19 protein-coding genes are annotated in these 19,476 nt (G+C 49.4%); 12 read left to right on the top strand and 7 right to left on the bottom strand.

Annotated elements, in window-relative coordinates:
- The first annotated feature begins 7 nt into the window (after positions 1-7).
- Positions 8-1,798: a chloride channel protein gene (locus ING2E5A_RS12140; RefSeq protein WP_071137627.1), complete on the top strand. Its 1,791-nt coding sequence runs from the start codon at positions 8-10 to the stop codon at positions 1,796-1,798.
- A gap of 3 nt (positions 1,799-1,801) precedes the next feature.
- Here the strand turns inward: ING2E5A_RS12140 and ING2E5A_RS12135 are convergent, their stop codons facing one another.
- Positions 1,802-4,060, bottom strand: a complete 2,259-nt coding sequence (locus ING2E5A_RS12135) for a T9SS type A sorting domain-containing protein (protein ID WP_071137626.1) — start codon at positions 4,058-4,060, stop codon at positions 1,802-1,804.
- A 105-nt stretch (positions 4,061-4,165) separates the two neighbouring features.
- On the opposite strand from ING2E5A_RS12135, the gene ING2E5A_RS12130 reads away from it, so the two are divergent.
- Positions 4,166-4,966 (top strand): TIGR02757 family protein, encoded by an 801-nt coding sequence (locus tag ING2E5A_RS12130; RefSeq protein ID WP_092032577.1) that lies wholly within the window; start codon positions 4,166-4,168, stop codon positions 4,964-4,966.
- Here the strand turns inward: ING2E5A_RS12130 and prfB are convergent.
- Positions 4,941-6,054 (bottom strand): peptide chain release factor 2 gene (gene prfB, locus ING2E5A_RS12125; protein ID WP_143102491.1). Its coding sequence is split into 2 segments (ribosomal slippage): positions 4,941-5,990 and positions 5,992-6,054, totalling 1,113 coding nucleotides; the frame shifts between segments, so codons are not numbered across the junction. The two genes, ING2E5A_RS12130 and prfB, sit on opposite strands and share 26 nt — an antisense overlap.
- A gap of 121 nt (positions 6,055-6,175) precedes the next feature.
- Complete coding sequence (locus ING2E5A_RS15530; RefSeq protein ID WP_071137623.1) at positions 6,176-7,153, bottom strand: C40 family peptidase; 978 nt, start codon at positions 7,151-7,153, stop codon at positions 6,176-6,178.
- A 184-nt stretch (positions 7,154-7,337) separates the two neighbouring features.
- Here ING2E5A_RS15530 and ING2E5A_RS12115 point away from each other — a divergent pair, with 184 nt between their 5' ends.
- From ING2E5A_RS12115 to ING2E5A_RS12085, 8 genes are all read left to right on the top strand, one after another.
- Positions 7,338-7,946: an HAD family hydrolase gene (locus tag ING2E5A_RS12115; protein WP_071137622.1), complete on the top strand. Its 609-nt coding sequence runs from the start codon at positions 7,338-7,340 to the stop codon at positions 7,944-7,946.
- A gap of 277 nt (positions 7,947-8,223) precedes the next feature.
- Positions 8,224-9,528 (top strand): methionine adenosyltransferase, encoded by a 1,305-nt coding sequence (gene metK, locus ING2E5A_RS12110; protein WP_071137621.1) that lies wholly within the window; start codon positions 8,224-8,226, stop codon positions 9,526-9,528.
- 37 nt (positions 9,529-9,565) lie between these two features.
- A complete protein-coding gene (locus ING2E5A_RS12105; protein ID WP_071137620.1) occupies positions 9,566-10,177 on the top strand; it encodes an LOG family protein in 612 nt (203 codons plus the stop codon).
- A 21-nt stretch (positions 10,178-10,198) separates the two neighbouring features.
- Positions 10,199-11,086, top strand: a complete 888-nt coding sequence (locus tag ING2E5A_RS12100; RefSeq protein WP_083373332.1) for a DUF4271 domain-containing protein — start codon at positions 10,199-10,201, stop codon at positions 11,084-11,086.
- A gap of 6 nt (positions 11,087-11,092) precedes the next feature.
- Positions 11,093-11,860 (top strand): uroporphyrinogen-III synthase, encoded by a 768-nt coding sequence (locus ING2E5A_RS12095; RefSeq protein ID WP_071137618.1) that lies wholly within the window; start codon positions 11,093-11,095, stop codon positions 11,858-11,860.
- Between the two features lie 110 nt (positions 11,861-11,970).
- Positions 11,971-12,381 carry a ribonuclease P protein component gene (locus ING2E5A_RS12090; protein ID WP_071137617.1) on the top strand — a complete coding sequence of 137 codons (411 nt, stop codon included), beginning with the start codon at positions 11,971-11,973 and terminating at the stop codon, positions 12,379-12,381.
- Entirely contained in the window at positions 12,375-12,650 is a 276-nt protein-coding gene (yidD, locus tag ING2E5A_RS15105) for a membrane protein insertion efficiency factor YidD (protein WP_092032565.1), read from the top strand. Before ING2E5A_RS12090 ends, yidD begins: the two co-directional genes overlap by 7 nt.
- Positions 12,651-12,659: 9 nt before the next feature.
- Positions 12,660-13,364: a TatD family hydrolase gene (locus ING2E5A_RS12085; protein WP_071137616.1), complete on the top strand. Its 705-nt coding sequence runs from the start codon at positions 12,660-12,662 to the stop codon at positions 13,362-13,364.
- Positions 13,365-13,396: 32 nt separating this feature from the next.
- Here the strand turns inward: ING2E5A_RS12085 and ING2E5A_RS12080 are convergent, their stop codons facing one another.
- Positions 13,397-14,020 (bottom strand): ribonuclease H1 domain-containing protein, encoded by a 624-nt coding sequence (locus ING2E5A_RS12080; RefSeq protein ID WP_071138353.1) that lies wholly within the window; start codon positions 14,018-14,020, stop codon positions 13,397-13,399.
- Between the two features lie 86 nt (positions 14,021-14,106).
- On the bottom strand, positions 14,107-14,556 hold the full coding sequence (locus ING2E5A_RS12075) for a hypothetical protein (protein WP_071137615.1): 450 nt from the start codon (positions 14,554-14,556) through the stop codon (positions 14,107-14,109).
- Positions 14,557-14,690: 134 nt separating this feature from the next.
- On the opposite strand from ING2E5A_RS12075, the gene ING2E5A_RS12070 reads away from it, so the two are divergent.
- The gene (locus ING2E5A_RS12070) at positions 14,691-15,857 is read left to right on the top strand and encodes a C1 family peptidase (protein WP_071137614.1); all 1,167 of its coding nucleotides are present in this window, start codon (positions 14,691-14,693) and stop codon (positions 15,855-15,857) included.
- Between the two features lie 18 nt (positions 15,858-15,875).
- A complete protein-coding gene (locus ING2E5A_RS12065; RefSeq protein ID WP_071137613.1) occupies positions 15,876-17,189 on the top strand; it encodes a UDP-N-acetylmuramoyl-tripeptide--D-alanyl-D-alanine ligase in 1,314 nt (437 codons plus the stop codon).
- Between the two features lie 12 nt (positions 17,190-17,201).
- Here the strand turns inward: ING2E5A_RS12065 and ING2E5A_RS12060 are convergent, their stop codons facing one another.
- Together ING2E5A_RS12060 and ING2E5A_RS12055 are read right to left on the bottom strand one after the other, a co-directional pair.
- Positions 17,202-18,338, bottom strand: a complete 1,137-nt coding sequence (locus tag ING2E5A_RS12060; RefSeq protein ID WP_071137612.1) for a metallophosphoesterase — start codon at positions 18,336-18,338, stop codon at positions 17,202-17,204.
- Between the two features lie 14 nt (positions 18,339-18,352).
- Entirely contained in the window at positions 18,353-19,465 is a 1,113-nt protein-coding gene (locus ING2E5A_RS12055; RefSeq protein ID WP_071137611.1) for a metallophosphoesterase, read from the bottom strand.
- Between the last annotated feature and the right edge of the window lie 11 nt (positions 19,466-19,476).

The raw sequence follows: 19,476 nt of genomic DNA, 5'->3' as shown, positions 1-19,476 counted from the left end.
AGAGAGAATGAATATCGGTGAAGTGTACAATAGAATCCACCTCTGGAGGAAGGAAAACATCAAGGAGCGTCATTTCCTGCTGTTTACCTGTTTCATTGTGGGAATACTTACTGCATTGGCTGCATACCTGCTGAAGCTCGCCATCCATTTCATCGAACTGTTTCTCACCAACAATTTTTCACAAACCGGTGCCAATTACCTCTATCTGGTCTATCCCATCATTGGTATCCTGCTTGCCGGACTCTTTGTCAAGTACTGGGTAAAGGACGATATCAGCCACGGCGTTACAAAGATCCTCTTCTCCATCTCACAACGGAAAAGCCGAATCAAGCCACACAACATCTATACTTCACTGATGGCAAGTTCCATCACAATCGGTTTTGGCGGATCGGTAGGGGCAGAAGCGCCTATCGTATTGACGGGATCGGCCATCGGTTCGAACGTGGGGCGCTTTTTCAAGCTCGATCAGCGTAACCTGATGCTACTGGTAGGTTGTGGTGCTGCAGGTGCAATTGCCGGGATATTCAAGGCACCTATTGCCGGAATCCTCTTTGTGATAGAGGTGTTGCTGCTCGATCTGACGTTGTCGTCCATCCTTCCCCTGCTGGTGACGGCCGTTACGGCCACTACCATCTCCTATATCCTCACCGGAACGGACGCCATGTTTGCCTACTCGCAGATGGAGCCTTTTACTCTCCACCGGATACCCTTCGTCATCATGCTGGGGATTATCTGCGGCTTTCTCTCGCTTTATGTCACCCGGACCATGAGCTGGAGCGAGGATCTCTACTCCCGGCTGAAGCCCTGGGGTCGGTTTGCATTGGGTGGTGTCACGCTCAGCACCCTCATCTTCCTGTTTCCGCCATTGTTCGGTGAGGGGTACAACTCCATCGAAACACTTCTTGCCGGAGGCAGTAAATATCGTGATCTGCTCAACGGCAGTTTCTTCTATAGCTTCCAGAGCCGATGGGGCATTGTGATATTTCTGGTGTTGATCCTGCTTTTCAAGACTTTTGCCACCAGTGCCACCAACGGCGGTGGCGGCACTGGAGGAGTCTTTGCACCCACTTTGTTTATGGGGTGTATTCTGGGTTTTATCTACTCCTATACGTTGAACGAGCTGGGTTGGGGGACCTATCTTCCGCAGGAGAATTTTGCACTGATGGGAATGGCGGGAGTGATGGCCGGCGTTATGCATGCACCGCTGACAGGCACCTTCCTTATTGCCGAGCTTACAGGTGGGTATGAGCTGTTCCTGCCGTTGATGATCGTCTCCATCTGCTCCTATGCAACCATCATGGTTTTTGAACGCCACAACATCTATGCGATGCGCCTGGCCAAGAAGGGGGAGCTGATCACGCACCACAAGGATAAGGCAGTCCTTACCTTCCTGAAGGTAGAGGACATGCTGGAGACCAACATACCGGTGGTCCATCCCGATATGACGCTTGGCGATATGGTGAAGGTGATCTCAACCAGCCAGCGGAACATCTTTCCGGTGGTGAACGATGATGGAAAGTTACAAGGATTGGTATTGCTGAACGATATCCGCAACATCATGTTCAGACCGGAACTTTATGACCGGTTCAAGGTGAACAAGTTTATGGTGGGATCGCCTGCCGAAATCAAGATAGACACGCCGATGGAGAAGGTGATGAATACCTTCGAGGATACCAAGGCATGGAACCTGCCGGTTGTGGATAGTGACGGAGTATACATGGGCATCCTGTCACAGTCGTCCGTTTTTAACTACTATCGGGAGGTACTCCTCGAGAACTACTCAGATGAGGAAGAGTAGTGGCTATCTCACCAGCACCTTCAGGGTTTCACTCTTGTCGTTAACGCGCACTTTCACCACATATACCCCTTTGGCCAGATGTCCAACCGGGAAGGAGGCCCTGTTGATACTGCTTTCAGCCTTCTCTTCAAAGACTTTCTGACCCGAAACATAGAAAACTTCCCATGCCACCAGATCCTTGTTTGACTCAATGAAGATCCTCTCTACCGACCTGCTGTAGTAGGCCTTTATTTTCGTCTCTTCCTGGGAAGGATCATCCGGTTCCGACAGTCTCGATCCGATCACGTAGGGGGTGATCAGCAGCGATGTATTGACCGGATGATCGATATTTTCGGACGATTTTACCCAACCGGTTGCATTCTTCATCCAGGCTGTCGAAGGTACTCCCGAGCCGATCTTCCGGGGCTTCACGTTGAGCAGGGAGAAGCCATTGGGCATCTGGTTGGCATCTGAATAGGAGATGTAGAATTTTCCCGATACTTCCACCGGGTCGGGAAACTTTACGTAATTCTCCACGTTGTATCTCATGTCACGGGGCGTCTCCTGGAAGCTCCCGCTTTGATAGTAGCGGTATGAGTATCTGAGCGGCACCTCGTATACGACACTGCCAGGTGCTCCGTTATTGTCGGAGTAGATCCTGATCCGGACATTCAGGGTCTGGATATTGTTGGTAATGGGAGAGGTGACAAATACTCCGTCGAGGGAGGTGGGAACGGATGCATGGAACTCCTCGGCAAACTCGTTGTAACCAAGCGTGTTGTTGGTGGCAAATATCGGTATCGAGTTGTAGTACGTCTGGATAACGGAATCGGTGACTGAATAGTTTGAACTGCGGGTATAGGGCTGGTTCTTGTAGGGATTGAACCCGTCAATCTGCTGGACCTGCGAGTTTACGGGATCCAGATAGCTTTTCAGCGAATTGGGGTTGCCAAGCGAACCGGTGACGTTCCACGCCTTATAGAGCGATGAGTAGAGGTCGGGTCCTTTCGGTGAAGAGCATTCAGACACGCCACCGGTAAGTGCACCCAGAATCCTTTTCCCGTTGTCCAACAACGGTGAACCAGATGACCCTTCCTCTGTTGCGGCCACGTCCCATCCACGAACTGCCCAATGTCCATTGGGCTCCATATTGTATTTCGGATTATCGAACGATCCGATTACTAAAGGGTCATTCTCGACAGCAACCTTCTTGACTCCCCCGTTGGGATGGTGGAGGCCGTGAAATGGGGGTTGTGGCGAGGCGCTGACATTCCAGCCCAGGTAATAGGGTTGATACTCTTTAGGCGGAACCTGTTTGAATCTCAACAGGGAGATATCGTATCGCTCACTGATCAGAACCGAATCGGCAGACGCCATGGTCATCTGCAGCGGCCCACGTATCTCATGGCCGCAAACGGGTGATTGATAAGAGAAAAATGCGACGATGGTTCCGGCAACCATATCGTACCTCCGGTTTGCCAGGAAAGAGGGATCGTAATCACGGTTGATGCAGTGGGTCGCAGTGAGCAGATAGGGGGTTCCGTCACCCGTCGTGTTGTTCACCAGCGATCCGGTACAATAGGTGGTGCCGTTGATGATCAGTGCCACCACACCGCTGCCCGGTTGGATATCTTCGGGGTAGCAGACAATATCGGGATGGCACGATTGTGAGGGATCCCTCGGTTCGGTAGCCCGAAAAATTCCGCGAAAATCGTGATTTACTTCACCTATCTCGATCTCTCCCTTAAATGGAGCATCCAGCGGTTCCTGGTATTCCACGATGATCTCGTCGCCGGCAATGGGCTGGACCGGCAGCAGGTTGAGTTCGCTGTTGTTTTCGTGGGTGAATGATCCCAACACTTCAGACTGGTCGCTATTGTAGACAAAAACTTTAGCACCTTCCGGCAAACGAAACTTTGAGAAGAGGATGTTCACCGAGTATGCGTTTCTGGAGCGGATTCCTACTCGCCATACCTTCCGGTTGTCCAACGTGGTAAATGTAATCCCTGAGTTGTCGGGACGAAGAGAGACGTGAAACTTGTGTGCGAACTCCAGACTCCGGAACCGTTTCTCTTCGTCACTTGAACGCAACAAAGCCTGCTGCAGGTCGAACGACGGCATCTCTACAAAGGGGATAGCCATGGGTTGAAGGGCTCTGGTATAGGCGCTGGCATTAACGGGTAACGGTTGTCCTCCGTGACTGATCTGGGAAAAACCTGTGGGGGCAAGGAGGAGAACCAGGAGCAAGAGAAGGAGTTTATGACGAGCGTTGGTTACGGACATACTGTTCCTGATTAAGATTGACTTTTGCAAATTTAAGACGTTTTTAATAAACAAGATTATTTTTGAGGTGTTTTATTCCTTTTGAGGTACTTTATTCCAATGAACATGGTTCTTTTACAACAGGAGCTGAAAGATTTTCTCGACCGGAAGGCGGATCAGTACAACCGGATATCGTTCATCGAGAACGACCCGATCTTTGTGCCGCACCAGTTCACGCTGAAGCAGGAGATTGAGATAATGGGCTTCTTTGCTGCGATATTTGCCTGGGGACAACGGAAGACCATCATTCAGAAATCGCTGGAACTGGCTCGGAGATTTGATGGTAAGCCGTATGAATTTGTTATGAACCACTCCGGAACAGACTTGAAGCAGTTGATGGGATTCAGACACCGAACCTTCAACGACACCGATCTGCTCTATTTTGTAGATTTTCTGCAAAGGCACTACCGGCAACACGAGAGTCTGGAGAGTGCCTTTGTTCCGGAAAACCGGTTTACAGATATGGAACGTTCGCTGATCTACTTCCAGCAATACTTTTTCGATGCTCCTCATGCACCTGTACGTACCCGCAAACATGTGGCATCTCCAGCGAGGAACTCTACCTGCAAGCGGCTCAACATGTTTCTCCGCTGGATGGTACGATGCGATGAAAAGGGGGTCGATTTCGGGTTGTGGAAGCAGATTGATCCCTCAGCACTGATCTGTCCCATCGATCTGCACGTAGAAAGGACTGCCCGAAGGCTAGGGCTGATCAGCCGGCAGCAAACCGATTGGAGAGCTGCCGTTGAACTGACCGAAAATCTTCGGCGGCTGGATCCCCTGGATCCTGTCAAATATGATTTCGCCCTTTTCGGGTTATCGATCGAAGAGGAATTGCCAATTAAGCTTTATCCCCGAATTCCATAAGGTAGGCTTTGATGAAGGCATCCAGATCACCGTCCATCACGCCGTTGACGTCAGAGGTTTGATAGTTGGTGCGGTGGTCTTTTACCCGCCTGTCGTCGAAAACGTAGCTGCGAATCTGTGAACCCCATTCGATTTTCTTTTTACCTGCTTCGATCTGGGCCTGTGCCGCCCGTCGTTTTTCGAGCTCTATCTCATAGAGCTGCGATCTCAACAAACGCATGGCATTCTCACGGTTTCCCATCTGCGAACGGCTCTCGGTGTTCTCGATAACAATCTCCTGCTCCTCGCCCGTATCGGGATCCTTGTACATGTAGTGCAGCCGTACGCCGGTTTCTACCTTGTTTACATTCTGTCCGCCTGCTCCCGATGAACGGAAAGTATCCCATGAGATGTTGGCCGGATTTACTTCGATCTCGATGCTGTCGTCGACCAGGGGTACCACAAATACAGAGGCGAATGAGGTCATTCGCTTACCCTGCGCGTTGTAGGGGGAGACCCTTACCAGCCGGTGCACACCATTCTCGCTTTTCAGAAAACCGTAGGCCAGATCACCTTCCACCTGCAGGGTTGCCGTTTTAATGCCGGCATCGTCGCCATCCTGCCAGTTGGTGACGGTGGTCTTGTAACCCTTGCTTTCACACCAGCGCTGATACATACGGAAGAGCATCGAGGCCCAGTCCTGGCTCTCGGTACCACCTGCTCCGGCGTTGATCTTCAATACTGCTCCCAGCTGATCCTCTTCTCGGCGGAGCATGTTTTTCAGTTCAAGGTTCTCAATCAGCTCGATAGCCCGTGCATAGTTGGCATCTACCTCCTCTTCACTGACAATTCCCTCCTTTAAAAAATCGAATGCCAGTTGCAGCTCTTCAGTTGCCGACTTCACCTTGTCGTAGGCGCTGATCCAGCCTTTCAACTCCCGCACGATTTTCATCTGGGCTTCGGCAGCCTTGTTGTCGTTCCAGAAATCGGGAGCCTGGGTTTTCAGTTCTTCTTCTTCGAGGCGGATGATCTTTGCATCGATGTCAAAGATACCCCCTCAGCGCCTGCTCGCGCTCCAACACACTTTTAAGTTGGTCTGCTGTTATCATGTTTTTATTTGAAATGAATGGTTGAGTTGGACTTATGTTTCGCTTTTCAGGGTGCAAAAATAGACAAAAATAGTCACCATTCAAAATATCACTTTTGCGGATACCCGGCATTTTGCGAAGTTCATGGCCGGATGAGAAGTTTTTCTCCTCTCCTCAACACCGCTCCCAAATGGGGGTTCCATTCCTTCAACTGTGCCACTGTACACTCATATTTCCGCGAAATGGAGTATAAAGTTTCACCCGGTTCAACCAGGTGCTGTAATGAAGAACCGTCGGCTGAGAGATTTGATTCGGCGGGTTCCGGTACCGATATGGTATCTGGCAATATGATTGTCTTGATTGTTGGTGGAATTCTCCCTTCTCTTTCAGGATTCTTTGGGGTGGGACCGGATTCCGGTTGAGATAAGGGGCGCGTGTGGACTGCAAGCGTCTGTTTCTCCCTTACTGGCTGATCGAGAATCTGACTTTTATCCGCTTTTGCTTTGGGGGCCTCAATCAGGACCTGTTCATTGGCCTTGGCTGGATTGAATCCGTTTTTCCGTTTATCTATCCTCTTCTCTTCTTTTGTCTTCTCCTTGGGGATTCTCTTTGCAGCGACCAGTGCATTGTTCTCTTTCAGGACCCTGCCGCCACGCAGGTAACGCGATGCGTAATAGGGTTCGGCAGAGTGGGAGACGATCACTCCGCTGGCTGTTGATGCATGCAGGAACCGGAACTCGCCGTTAGGAAGCAGCTCCTTCACGATGCCCACGTGCCCTACCTGGCCGTTGTGTGCACGTCCCTCAAAGAAGACCAGATCACCAACCTGCAGGTGCTCCCGCTGCATGATACTGGGCAGCTGCCGATCTTGTCCCGCAGAACTGGAGCTCAGCCTATAGCCGAATTCCCTGAAAACAAATGAGGTGAAGCCGGAGCAGTCGAAAGCGTGCGGCCCTTTTCCGGCAGGCCGGTAAGGTTTGTTCAGGTATCTCATTCCGAAATTGATGATATCCTGACCGATACCGGTAATTTTCTTGTCGGGCGGTGCCGTTGTTTTTCTCACTCCGCAGGAGGCCATCAGGACGCCAATAAGTATCAGCAGTGCGGTTCTCTTATGCATCCTTTCCCTTCTTTATTTTTGAATAAGTTCACTTTTCACGCTTGCAAAAATAGAAAAATATCTTTGACGAACCGTATGGGACCCGCCACTTTAACGAATTCTCCGAAAAATTAGGAGTTGCAGGCACCGTTTCATATGAGGGAAAAGGCTATTTTTGCACTTTATTGTAACCAGAGCGAGAAAAATGAAACAACTGAGAAACATCGTTTTCGATTTCGGCGGAGTGCTGATCGACTGGAATCCTGAGTATCTTTATGGCAAAGTATTTAAAGAGCGGACCGAGATGGAGTATTTCCTGAACAACATCTGTCCCTATTCGTGGAATGTGCTGCAGGATGCCGGGCGTCCGGTTGCAGTTGCAACTGCCGAGAAAGAGCAGGAGTTTCCTGAATACAGGGATGAGATTGCCATGTATTACGGCCGCTGGGAAGAGATGCTGGGAGGTGAGATTGTAGAGAATACCCGGCTGGTAAGCGCCTTGAGCGAGAGATACTCCATATTCGGACTGACCAACTGGTCGGCCGAGACGCTCCCCCTTGCCGTGAAACGGTACGATTTTTTCAATTACCTGACAGGAATGGTTGTTTCGGGCGAAGAGAAGATCATTAAACCCGATCCGCGGTTGTACCGAGTCCTGTTGGAGCGGTTCGGCCTGAATCCCGAAGAGACGCTCTTTATCGATGATAACGCCCAGAACATAGCTACCGCGGTGATGCTGGGCTTCAAGACCATCCACTATTCACCAGGAGTGATCCTGAAAGATGAGTTGGAAAAGATGGGGGTGGCATTGTAATTTTAACCTTTAGCAAGATACTATTTGCCAATTATTTTCTATCTTTGCGCCTGAAAACAATCGTGTGGACAGATTTGAACTGCTTGCAACCACAGAAAAAAATGCTAAAAATGTCTTGTATGTTTCCCCGCATTTTTCCTTCGTGCACAACCGCCAGTTTAGATTTTCCATCACAGTTTATAAACAGCTTTATTAATCACAAAACCAGAATCGAAAGTTCATGGTGTAGGTTTTCTCTTCTTTGCCCGTTGGACTTGATTCTGTCAATTTTTTTAAAATGAACTATTTCTTTACCTCCGAATCGGTGTCGGAAGGACACCCCGATAAAGTAGCCGATCAGATATCGGATGCTTTGCTGGACGAGTTTCTGGCGTATGACCCTGACTCGAAAGTAGCTTGCGAAACTTTGGTGACGACCGGACAGGTTGTCCTTGCCGGAGAAGTGAAATCAAAAACCTATGTGGATGTGGCCGAAGTGGCCCGACGTGTGATTGCCAACATTGGCTATACCAAGAGTGAATATCAGTTTGAAGCAAAATCGTGCGGCGTTTTCTCCAGTATCCATGAACAGTCAGACGACATCAACCGTGGGGTTGACGGCAAGGAGAACCCGATGGATCAGGGTGCCGGCGATCAGGGGATGATGTTCGGTTATGCCACTGCCGAAACGGAGAACTACATGCCGTTGGCGCTCGACCTGAGTCACGCCTTGCTGCGTGAACTGGCACATATCCGGAAGTATGAACCGGAGCTGATGCCCTATCTCCGCCCCGATGCAAAGTCGCAGGTTACCATTGAGTATTCGCCCGACGGGACTCCGGTGCGGATCGATACCATTGTGGTCTCCACCCAGCACGACGAGTTTATTTATCCCGAAACGGACACAAAAGAGGCAAGCTTGAGGGCCGATGCGGCCATGCAGTCTCAGATCGCCCATGACGTGAAGAGGATCCTGATCCCGCGCGTTCGCGAGAAATACAAAAATATGCGTGATATCCACAAGCTTTTTGACGACAAGATCAAATATCACGTCAACCCCACCGGAAAGTTCGTGATCGGCGGACCGCACGGCGATACCGGGCTGACTGGGCGCAAGATTATCGTGGATACCTATGGTGGAAAAGCGTCGCATGGCGGTGGAGCCTTCTCAGGAAAAGATCCTTCGAAAGTCGACCGGTCGGCAGCTTATGCGGCACGTCATATCGCCAAAAACCTGGTAGCTGCCGGAGTCGCCTCCGAAGTGTTGATTCAGGTCTCGTACGCCATTGGCGTGGCGCAGCCGATGAATATCTATGTGAATACCTATGGGAAAAGCAAGGTGAATATGTCGGATGCGGAGATTGCCAAAAAGGTGGAATCCCTGTTCGACATGCGTCCCAAGGCGATTGAGGAGCGGCTGAAACTTCGCAACCCGATCTATCTGGAAACCGCCTCCTACGGACATATGGGGCGTCAGCCGGAGAAGGTTGTGAAGAGGTTTGAATCCCGCTATATGCCGGAACCGGTTATCAAGGAGGTAGAACTCTTTACCTGGGAAAAACTCGATTTTGTAGAGGCGGTCAGGAAAGCGTTTGGTCTATAATCGGGGCATCAGCCCAACATTTGCCAATAGAGAAGGTATGGAACAGAGTCAGTCTGGAAAAAGAGTCCGGGAGGTAGTGGTCTATTGTGCCTCCAGCGCGAATATCGAAGGGTGTTACTTCGATGCGGCCCGGCAGTTGGGAAAGAGTCTGGCGCAGCATCAGATCACCTGTATTACCGGCGGAGGGAAACAGGGGCTGATGGGGGCCGTGAACGACAGTGTGCTGGAAAATGGTGGACGGGCAAGGGGAATCATCCCGCAGTTCATGGTCGATTCGGGCTGGTGCCATTCCCGGTTATCCGAACTGATCATTACTGAGTCGATGCACGAGCGCAAATTGTTGATGGCCAGTCAGTCCGATGCCGCCATTGCACTTCCAGGCGGATTGGGTACACTGGAGGAGTTGGCCGAAATCCTCACCTGGAAACAGCTGGGACTTTACAAAAATCCCATCGTCATCCTCAATACCAACGGATATTATGATCCGTTGCTGGCGATGATCGACAGGATGGTCAGGGAGAGATTCGTGCACCAGAACTACTGCAACATGTGGAAGGTAATCGATTCACCGGACAGGGTGGTAGATTATCTGCAACAGGCCGAGATCTGGAATCCTGCGTTTACAAAATATGAGAAAAAAGAGTTGTAATTTTGCAGAAATTTCCAAGGTGTGCCAGATACAATTCCCGACATAGCGATAGATACCGTCTCTTTGCATGTGCTGAAAGATACGGTGCTACACCTATCCGATTCGATCCGGATCGGGTTCTCCTCGTTTGAATATATCCCGACCGACAGTAGCCGTCTTTTTTTCGATGTTGCTATCCCTGCCGGGGTGGGGCAACCCGGCCAGTTGGCAGAGGGTTTCTCGGGGACACTCCTCCCTTTTTCTCCAACCATCCAGAGTGTTTTCTCCCTCCTCTTTACCCTCTGTTTTGTCGTTGCTGCATTTTGGTTTAACCGGGAGGGGCCCACTCTGGCTGCAAATTTCAGGAATATCTTTTCGGGGGGCGTGAGAAACCGGACGATCTTTAAGGAGGAGATCACCGCGACTGCCCTTTGGAGCGAATTCTTTTTGATATTCCAGACGGTGCTGATATTGACCATCGTGTCGTTCACCTTCTTTTGGGATAAAGGGATATCCGGCTTGTCACTCATGGAGATGATGCTGTTGTTTCTGGCTACATTTTTAGGTATTTTGCTCTTTCTCGCGATCAAATATCTGGTGTACAGATTGATCGATTATATTTTTATTGAATGGCGTCTTGGCGAGTGGACAGGGAAATATTTCAGGATTGTTGAACTGCTGGGGGTCTTGATGTTTGTACCGGCGATGTTTTTTGTGTTTGTTCCCGAGTTTTCAAAGGTGGTCCTGTTTTTACTGATTATTATCTTTTTTATTATAATGTGCGTGGTTTTCTGGAATCTGTTAAATGTTTTTGCTAAAAACAACGTGGGTTTGCTTAATTATTTTTTGTACCTTTGTGCCATCGAAATTGTCCCTTTTTTTCTGATTTACAAGGGTGTATTTTTTTTAGTTAATATAGCAGGCAATTAATACGTTATGGCTGTACGCAGAGTTAAAAAAGTCCTTATATCACAACCTCAACCAAGTAACGGAAAGTCTCCTTATTATGAACTGGGAGAGAAGTATCACGTAGAATTTCAGTTCAGACCTTTCATAAAAGTAGAACGGGTCTCCTTGAAGGAGTTCCGTCACCAGCGCATAAATATACTCGATTTTACAGGAATTGTGATGACTTCACGCACGGCAGTAGATCATTTCTTCTCGCTTTGTGAGGAGTTGAAGATCTCCATGCCCGAGTCGATGAAATATTTTTGCATATCGGAAACAGTTGCGCTCTACCTGCAGAAATATATCGTTTACAGAAAGAGAAAAATATTCTTCAGTCAAACCGGGAAGATTGAAGGGCTGAATGCCGCCTTTACCAAGCATTCGAAGGAGAATCTGCTTGTCCCGGTTCCGGAAGAACATAACGAAGAGGTGTTGAACTATCTCGCTTCGAAGAAGTTGAAGTATACTCCAAGTGTAATGTACCGTACCGTAAGTAATGATTATGGTGAAGGTGAAGTTCTGGATGCCGATATGATCATCTTCTTCAGCCCTATCGGTGTGCAATCTTTGTTGAAGAACTTCCCCGATTTCAAGCAGGGCGACATTGCTATCGGCTGCTTCGGGTCGACTACGGCAAAGGCTATCGTCGACGAAGGTCTCAGACTCGATTGTGAAGCTCCTACACCGGAGTATCCCTCGATGAGTATGGCTCTCGATGCCTTCCTGAAAGAGAATCAGAAAAAGAGCGTGGACTGATTTGCCACGGATTGAAAATTCTGTTTTTTTATTTCCCGGGCAATATGTTCAATTGCAAAAAACAACTATCTTTGCAACTGTAATTGCTTTCGGAGGAAATGCTCTTATCTATGGTTGAAAGACAACGTTTTACGTTCAAAAAGGAGGAGCGTGTAACTGGCAATAAAAGGATTTCAGCCCTTTTTGCCCACGGTGCCTCTTTTCTTGTCTATCCGTTCAAGGTTGTCTTTTACGACTATGAGTGTGCTGTTTCCGGACCTGTTTCGGTACTGGTAAGTATACCCAAGAAGAGGTTGAGGCGGGCAACGGCACGTAACAGGATGAAAAGGCTGGTCAGGGAGGCTTACCGGATAAACAAGGAGCTGATCCCGTCAGATCTGCTGCCTGATAACCGACGTGTCGATATTGCGTTTATCTATATTAAGGATGAACTTTCCGGTTATGACAAGGTGGAACGAAGTATCTGCAAGTCACTCCGGGAAATATCAAGTAAGTTAAAGGCTGAAAGAGCAAAATGCTAAAGATCATTAGAAGGGTACTGACCTGCCTGCTACTTGCACCTGTACATTTTTACCGGCAAGCGATCTCGCCGCTCTTGCCGCCCAGTTGCCGGTATACGCCCACCTGTTCGCAATACGCCATAGAGGCACTTCAAAAGCACGGACCTTTCAAAGGTTCGTTATTGTCTGTAAAACGCATTTTAAGTTGTAATCCATGGGGCGGGTCGGGTTATGATCCTGTTCCTGAACCGGGACCAGAAAAACAGCAAGACAAACCGAAAGCGGAGTAAACAATTTATATGGAACTATACGACGTTCACACCCACCAGATTCTGTTAGAGGATACCGATGATCCGTATCACTCGTGTATCCTAGATGTCTACCCCCTTGAGTTTGAAGTAGCCAAAGAGACAAACGACCGCCATGCCTTTTCCTGCGGAATCCATCCCTGGTATTCCGAAGAGAGTGAAAATCAGATGACCTACCTGAAAGAGATTGTCGGAGATCCACGTATCGTTGCCATTGGCGAAACTGGACTGGATAAATTGAAGGGCCCCTCCTTTGATGTTCAGATTCCTGTCTTTAAAGAACATATCCTCTTGTCGGAGAAATTGGGCAAGCCGTTGATCATCCACTGCGTGAAAGCATGGGAGGAGTTGATGCGTGTACGTGAAGAGACCAGTCCTGTTCAACCGTGGATCCTGCATGGATACCGGGGGAAGCCGGAGTTGACCAGGCAGCTGGTACGAAAAGGTTTCTTCTTCTCGGTAGGGGACGATATCAATGTGGAGTCGATGGAGTTGATTCCAATCGAAAACCTTTTCTGTGAAACTGACGAGGATGTTATGGATATCCGGGACGTCTATGCGCAGGCTGCACAGGCTGTAAACATGGAAATTGAAGAGTTCGCAGCGAAGATAGCTCAAAACATCCACCGTATCTTTCCTACACTGAAGGCTCCCAAGCCTTTTGATCCTGAGGAGGATGAGGAGGTGGATGATTGATCCGGCCTCGCTCTTCTCATCCCCTCTATTTCCTATTTCCGTCCGAAGTCGGCTGGGATTTCCCCCCAGCTATCGGTTTCCCATTTGATGATAGGGTTTTCGTAACTGTTTTCCGACAGCCACTTTTCTGCTCTGGCGATCAGGTCGAAAATCGGTTGATTCTCTGGTGTCGGGGTTAATTTGGTATTGCATTTTTTGTTGGCTACCCACTTGATGGCGTTCACACTGTCGGAATAGATCGGCAGCTTGCTCTTCTTCTGTTTCAACAAGGCGAGTGCATGGACGATAGCCAAGAACTCCCCGATGTTGTTGGTACCCTCTTTCAAGGGGCCGACATGAAAGATCTCCATACCGTCGGCCACGAAGACCCCCCGGTACTCCATCAATCCGGGATTCCCGCTACAGGCGGCATCCACTGCAATGCTTTCCAGAATATATGTCGCCTTTGTAAGGGGTGGTTTCCTGGGTTTGGTTCCCGTCTTCCCCAGGTGTTTCCAGGGATTATCGTTAAAGGCGGCCTCCGCCTCTTCCCGCGTTTCAAAAGATTTATACCTGGCATTTTCAACACCCGATACCTGCGCCTTGCAGTCGTCCCATGACGAATAGACGCCGGGCCTGATGCCCTGCCAGACTACGTAGAACTTCCTTTTTGCCATTATTTTTCTCGCTTCACTTTTCTCATCCGTCGCATATAACATTGCCAACCCTTTACCGACCATCAAAGGGGGGTCAGTAACTCCAATCACAATGTCTCCAGAACATGCGGCGCGATCTCCTGGTGGAGATCCTGGCGAGGCTCCTCGATAGTGATGATGCTGTCTACGATAAACTTCGTGTAGCCGCGCCAAGGTAGGGGCGCAAAATACTCCCTGTAGTGCAGCTGGACATTTTTTCCGCTCGAGAGCATCAGCTTTTCGGCTATCTCCTTGTCTTCAACCGAAAAATCGAACTGATTGGACTGAAGCCCTCCCGGTTTGTCGGCCCTAAACCCGGTCTGGATGAGTTTTCCCTCGTATGTTTTGAAAATCACACCCTTATATACCAGGTAGTTTAGCTCGCCAGATTTTACGCCGGTGCCGAAAACGTAGTAATAGCGCACGTAAACAAATGCGGCGAGTGCAATCAGCACCACTCCTGCAAACCTGCCGAGCCATTTTTTACTTTTTCTCCTTTTGGGCTGAAGATCATTCATAGATTCATTTTTCAATATCATTGCCAAAGGTACGTTTTTTTTTGCTTTTTTAGCTATTTATTGCCTCAAAAATAAAGTTCTGTCTCCCTTTTTGAGTTAACTTTGTACAAATATAACACCTAAAATATTGTCGTATGCATAAGTTAACTTTACTTGTTGTAGTTTTTTTTGTCTCCATTTCACTCTTTTCCCAACAATCTGCCTACACATTCACTGTAGTTAAGGAGAACCCTGTAACTTCCGTAAAGAATCAGGCCAGTTCAGGTACATGCTGGAGTTTCTCGGGAGTAAGTTTTCTGGAGTCTGAGCTGTTGAGAAAAGGAAAAGGTACATTCGACCTGTCGGAGATGTATATTGTCAGGAGAAACTACGAAGATAAAGCCGAGAAGTATGTCCGGACACACGGAAACCTCAATTTTGCTCCAGGTGGATCGTTCGCCGATGTGATTGAAACGCTCGACCAGTATGGTGTGGTTCCCGATGAAGTTTACACCGGTTTGCTCGATGGCGCTGAACGCCACGACCATGGTGAAATGGACAAGGTACTGAGTGGTTACATGAAGGGGATCATCGGGAATAATTCTGTTTCAACAGTTTGGAAGAGAGGTTTTAACGGTATCCTCGATGCTTATCTGGGTGCAAAGCCCGACTCGTTCACTTACAATGGCAAAACGTATACTCCCCAATCTTTCAAGGAGTTCCTTGAATTGGATCAGAACGATTATATCTCGATAACCTCGTTTTCACACCAGCCGTTCTATACCTATTTCCCACTTGAAGTGCCCGATAACTGGCGCTGGGCCAACTCCTTCAACCTTCCGCTGGACGAAATGATGGCAGCCATCGATCATGCCCTGATGAACGGCTATACCGTAGCCTGGGCCTCGGACGTGAGCGAGGGAGGATTTTCGCGTCAGGGTATCGCCATAGTTCCCGATGAAAATGCCGTGGAGAATGCGGGGACCGATCAGGCAAAATGGTTGGGTTTGTCGGAACGCGAAAGGCGCTCGTCGATCGCTGGAAAGGTAGGATCAGAAGTTCTTAAAGAGAAGACCATCACTCAGGAGATGCGTCAGCTAGCTTATGATAACTATCAGACAACCGATGATCATGGCATGCATATCTACGGTATTGCCAAGGATCAGAACGGCAACAAATTCTATCTGGTAAAAAATTCATGGGGAGAGACCGGACCTTACAACGGAGTCTGGTATGCTTCCGAGGCTTTTGTCCGTTACAAGACCACCAGCATCGTAATGCACAAGGATGCGCTGCCCAAGGCGACGGCTAAGAAATTGTGAGATTAAGGATGATACGGCATGGAGATTTCCGCGTTATACAAAATTTATGAAGAACATCCGGTAGTTACTACCGATTCGCGTGTCTGTCCCAAAGGTTCCATCTTCTTTGCGCTCAAAGGTGAACGTTTTAACGGCAACCTTTTTGCCGAAAGTGCACTTGAAAGAGGTTGTGCCTACGCCGTTGTGGATGAGTGGGATAAAAACAGACCGGAAGACCCGCGTGTGATTGTGGTGGAAAATGTACTGGAAACGTTGCAAAAGTTGGCCAATTTCCACCGTAAAAAGCTAAAGATAACCATTGTGGGAATTACCGGCACAAACGGTAAGACTACCACGAAGGAGCTGGTGGCAGCCATCCTCTCCAAGGAGTTCAAGGTGGCCTTCACCCAGGGAAACTACAACAACCACATCGGCGTTCCGCTCACCTTGCTCTCGATCAACCGGTCGCACGAGATCGGTGTGATCGAGATGGGGGCCAACCATCCCGGTGAAATAGGCGAGCTGTGTGAGATTGCCGAGCCCAATTTCGGACTGATCACGAACATCGGGACAGCCCATATCGAAGGTTTCGGGTCGCTCGAGAATGTGATCAGAACCAAATGTGAATTGTACGATTTCATCCGTGCCCACGAAGGTAAGGTGTTTGTGAACAAGGACAATCCAATCTTGAGAGAAAAGTCGGAAGGCATGGACCGGATCCTCTACGGGCGCGACGATCCCACCCTTTTCGTCTCGGGTACCTTATCGACAGAAACCCCTTTTCTGCACTTCGACTGGAACTTTTTCGAACATCCGCACAGGGTAAGAACCCATCTGGTGGGTGCCTACAACCTCGACAATGCGTTGGCCGCAGCCGCCATAGGAAAGTATTTTGGGATCAATGCCGAGCTGATCAGCCATGCGCTTGAGGCTTATGAGCCCAAAAACAACCGTTCGCAGTTTGAACGTACCCGGCACAACGATCTCATCATCGATGCCTACAATGCCAATCCTACGAGCATGAAGGCGATGCTCGACTTCTTCTCGAAGATCAGTACGGATCTGCCGAAGAGTGTCATTCTGGGAGAGATGAAAGAGTTGGGGCCCATTTCCGGAGAGGAACACCGGAAAATGTTGGACTACCTTCGCCGGCAATCTTTCGACAAGATATACCTTGTGGGATCGGTATTTACCGGAGGAGAGGCTGCAGACTGCGTCTCGGACAAGATGCTCCCCTTTGAGCGGGTGGACCTGTTGATCGAGGAGCTGAAACAGCATCCCATTACCGGACACTACATTCTGCTCAAAGGTTCTCACTCGGTCCAGCTGGAAAAGGTGGTCCCGTTCCTGTAGAATCGCAGAGGCCTATTCCGCCCTAAACTTCACATGTAACACCACCACTTCCGACACGGTGCCTATCCTGAATTGCGGGCCCGCCAGTCCCAGCCCCGAGGTGACATAGATGTGCGTGTTGCCTTTCTTCAGATATCCGTAGGCCACCTCAAAGGCCATGCGAGTTGCCAGATTTCCCGGAAAAGCTTGTCCCTGATGCGTGTGGCCATATAACGCAATGTCGGCTCCCGCATCAACCTCCTCATCCAGGTTGTTGGGGGTATGGTTCAGTACAATAAGCGGCAGGCTCCGGTCGACCTCCTGTCGATCCAGCAGACCGACTAACGACTGCCGGTCGGGAATCACCAGATCTTCACGTCCTACGACATAGAAAGAGCTGTCAACCAGTACAGCCGAATCACGGAGCATGGTTATTCCCGCATCGTTCAGCCATCCGATTTTCCGTTCGCCTTCGTAGCGGTATTCGTGGTTGCCGGTACAGGAATATATGCCCAAAGGAGCGTCAAGACGCCGAAGCTCCTCGTCCATCCGTTGTTGTTCGACCGGTTCGATCCGCGAATCGAGGATATCTCCCACAAAAAGGATCAGATCGGGTTGCTGCGCCATGATCAGCTCCACCATTCTTCGCGCGTCGTTCCGGTCGATCAGGTATCCCAGGTGCAGGTCACCAACCACTGCTATCTTCACCGAATCCATTCTTCCGGACCGTTTGCCTATCTCCATACTCAGCTGCTTCACCACCGGATGGTGGAACCGGTAACTGCCGTAGGATAATGCTAGTACCACCACCACAATGGAGGCGAGAAATAGGCCGACCTTAATCTTTTGCGGCTGATTCAACAGCTCCCTGGGACGGGCAATATTCCGGCCCAGTAGCAGGTAGACAAGATCGCCTATCAATACCAACCCGCCAAGGTAAAGCAGAAAAAGCATCCAGCTAGTACCCATGATGCTGATGGGATGGATGATCTCATGGGGGAGATGATGCCGGAACAGAAATCCGACAACATACAACAGCAGTTCCGAGATGAAGATGACCGTCCAGCATCTTTGGAGCACTCTTCGTCTCTTGAAAAGATACCAACCCTTCAGAAATATCAGCGGGTTGAGCGTGAGATGGATGATAAGTGCAACGACAAGTGAGCGCATGATTCTATCGACAGTTAATTGATCAGATCCAGTACAAGGTATTCCGACCGGGTACCGATACGGAACTTTCCGCCCCAGATACCCAGGCCCGAGGAGACGTAGAAATGGGTATCCCCTTTCCGGAGATACCCCTGAGAAAGTTCAAAAATCCTGTCGGTCAGCAGGGAGGCAGGGAAGACCTGTCCCCTATGGGTGTGGCCGGAGAATTGAAAATCTATCCCTTCGCGTACAGCTTCCTCCAGATCATAGGGTTGGTGGTTGAGCAGGATCGAGAAGGTCGACTTGTCCCAATGGGTTGTCAGTTCTGATAGCGGCTTGCGGTTTTTCCGGGAGTGATCTTCCCTCCCGATGATTGTCAGCCCGTTTTTCTGCAGTATGGTATCTCGCAGCAGTGTGATGCCCGACCGGTTGTAAAAATCGATACAGTTCCTGATTCCGGATATATACTCGTGATTGCCGGTACATGCATAGATTCCCAATGGTGCATGGATCCTCCTCAATTCCCTGTCGAGCGACTGCCGGGTGACAGGACGTAACTGGTTGTCGATCAGATCGCCTCCGATAATGACGATGTCGGGCTCTTCGGCATTGATCATCTCTACCCACTTGTGCAGCTCCTTTACGGAGATGGTGTATCCCAGATGCAGATCGCTGATACCGACTATCCGTACCGGTTTTTCAATTTTTCCGCTCTTGATGGTGAGGTGCGAGCGTTTTTTGTTGTGGTATTGCCAATTGCCGTAAATCAGTGTCAATACGATTATTCCCAGGCCAATAGCGGCAGTGGTTCCATTGTGGTACAACATTGCCGCAACTCTCTCCTTGTCGACAATATGGGTGAAATGATTGACGATCCGGAGGAGGTCGACCAAAATGAGGAGCAGGCAGATATAGAGCAATGCGATCATCCATGATGTGCCAAACCGGTAGAAGAGACCGGCACTCCACACAGGCATCGACTCGCCAAAACGGAAAAATATGAGCAGGCTGGCAAACCCGAGGAGATAGATTGCCATGACGGTGGTCCTGATCCATATTGCCGGGGGAACAAGCTGATATATCCGTATCGCGGCGTAGATGTTGGCCGTTAGGTAAAACAGCAGTATAGAGATGAAAAAAGATTTCATTATTTTCTTGT

Origin of the sequence: Petrimonas mucosa (assembly GCF_900095795.1) — a bacterium.
Classification (GTDB): domain Bacteria; phylum Bacteroidota; class Bacteroidia; order Bacteroidales; family Dysgonomonadaceae; genus Petrimonas; species Petrimonas mucosa.
This window is presented reverse-complemented; position numbering and strand designations above follow the sequence as displayed.

Coding starts and splice junctions, on each gene's coding strand:
- ING2E5A_RS12140 (WP_071137627.1), top strand. CDS start 8: ATGAATATCGGTGAAGTGTACAATAGAATCCACCTCTGGAGGAAGGAA.
- ING2E5A_RS12135 (WP_071137626.1), bottom strand. CDS start 4,060: ATGTCCGTAACCAACGCTCGTCATAAACTCCTTCTCTTGCTCCTGGTT.
- ING2E5A_RS12130 (WP_092032577.1), top strand. CDS start 4,166: ATGGTTCTTTTACAACAGGAGCTGAAAGATTTTCTCGACCGGAAGGCG.
- ING2E5A_RS15530 (WP_071137623.1), bottom strand. CDS start 7,153: ATGCATAAGAGAACCGCACTGCTGATACTTATTGGCGTCCTGATGGCC.
- ING2E5A_RS12115 (WP_071137622.1), top strand. CDS start 7,338: ATGAAACAACTGAGAAACATCGTTTTCGATTTCGGCGGAGTGCTGATC.
- metK (WP_071137621.1), top strand. CDS start 8,224: ATGAACTATTTCTTTACCTCCGAATCGGTGTCGGAAGGACACCCCGAT.
- ING2E5A_RS12105 (WP_071137620.1), top strand. CDS start 9,566: ATGGAACAGAGTCAGTCTGGAAAAAGAGTCCGGGAGGTAGTGGTCTAT.
- ING2E5A_RS12095 (WP_071137618.1), top strand. CDS start 11,093: ATGGCTGTACGCAGAGTTAAAAAAGTCCTTATATCACAACCTCAACCA.
- ING2E5A_RS12090 (WP_071137617.1), top strand. CDS start 11,971: ATGGTTGAAAGACAACGTTTTACGTTCAAAAAGGAGGAGCGTGTAACT.
- yidD (WP_092032565.1), top strand. CDS start 12,375: ATGCTAAAGATCATTAGAAGGGTACTGACCTGCCTGCTACTTGCACCT.
- ING2E5A_RS12085 (WP_071137616.1), top strand. CDS start 12,660: ATGGAACTATACGACGTTCACACCCACCAGATTCTGTTAGAGGATACC.
- ING2E5A_RS12080 (WP_071138353.1), bottom strand. CDS start 14,020: ATGGCAAAAAGGAAGTTCTACGTAGTCTGGCAGGGCATCAGGCCCGGC.
- ING2E5A_RS12075 (WP_071137615.1), bottom strand. CDS start 14,556: ATGAATGATCTTCAGCCCAAAAGGAGAAAAAGTAAAAAATGGCTCGGC.
- ING2E5A_RS12070 (WP_071137614.1), top strand. CDS start 14,691: ATGCATAAGTTAACTTTACTTGTTGTAGTTTTTTTTGTCTCCATTTCA.
- ING2E5A_RS12065 (WP_071137613.1), top strand. CDS start 15,876: ATGGAGATTTCCGCGTTATACAAAATTTATGAAGAACATCCGGTAGTT.
- ING2E5A_RS12060 (WP_071137612.1), bottom strand. CDS start 18,338: ATGCGCTCACTTGTCGTTGCACTTATCATCCATCTCACGCTCAACCCG.
- ING2E5A_RS12055 (WP_071137611.1), bottom strand. CDS start 19,465: ATGAAATCTTTTTTCATCTCTATACTGCTGTTTTACCTAACGGCCAAC.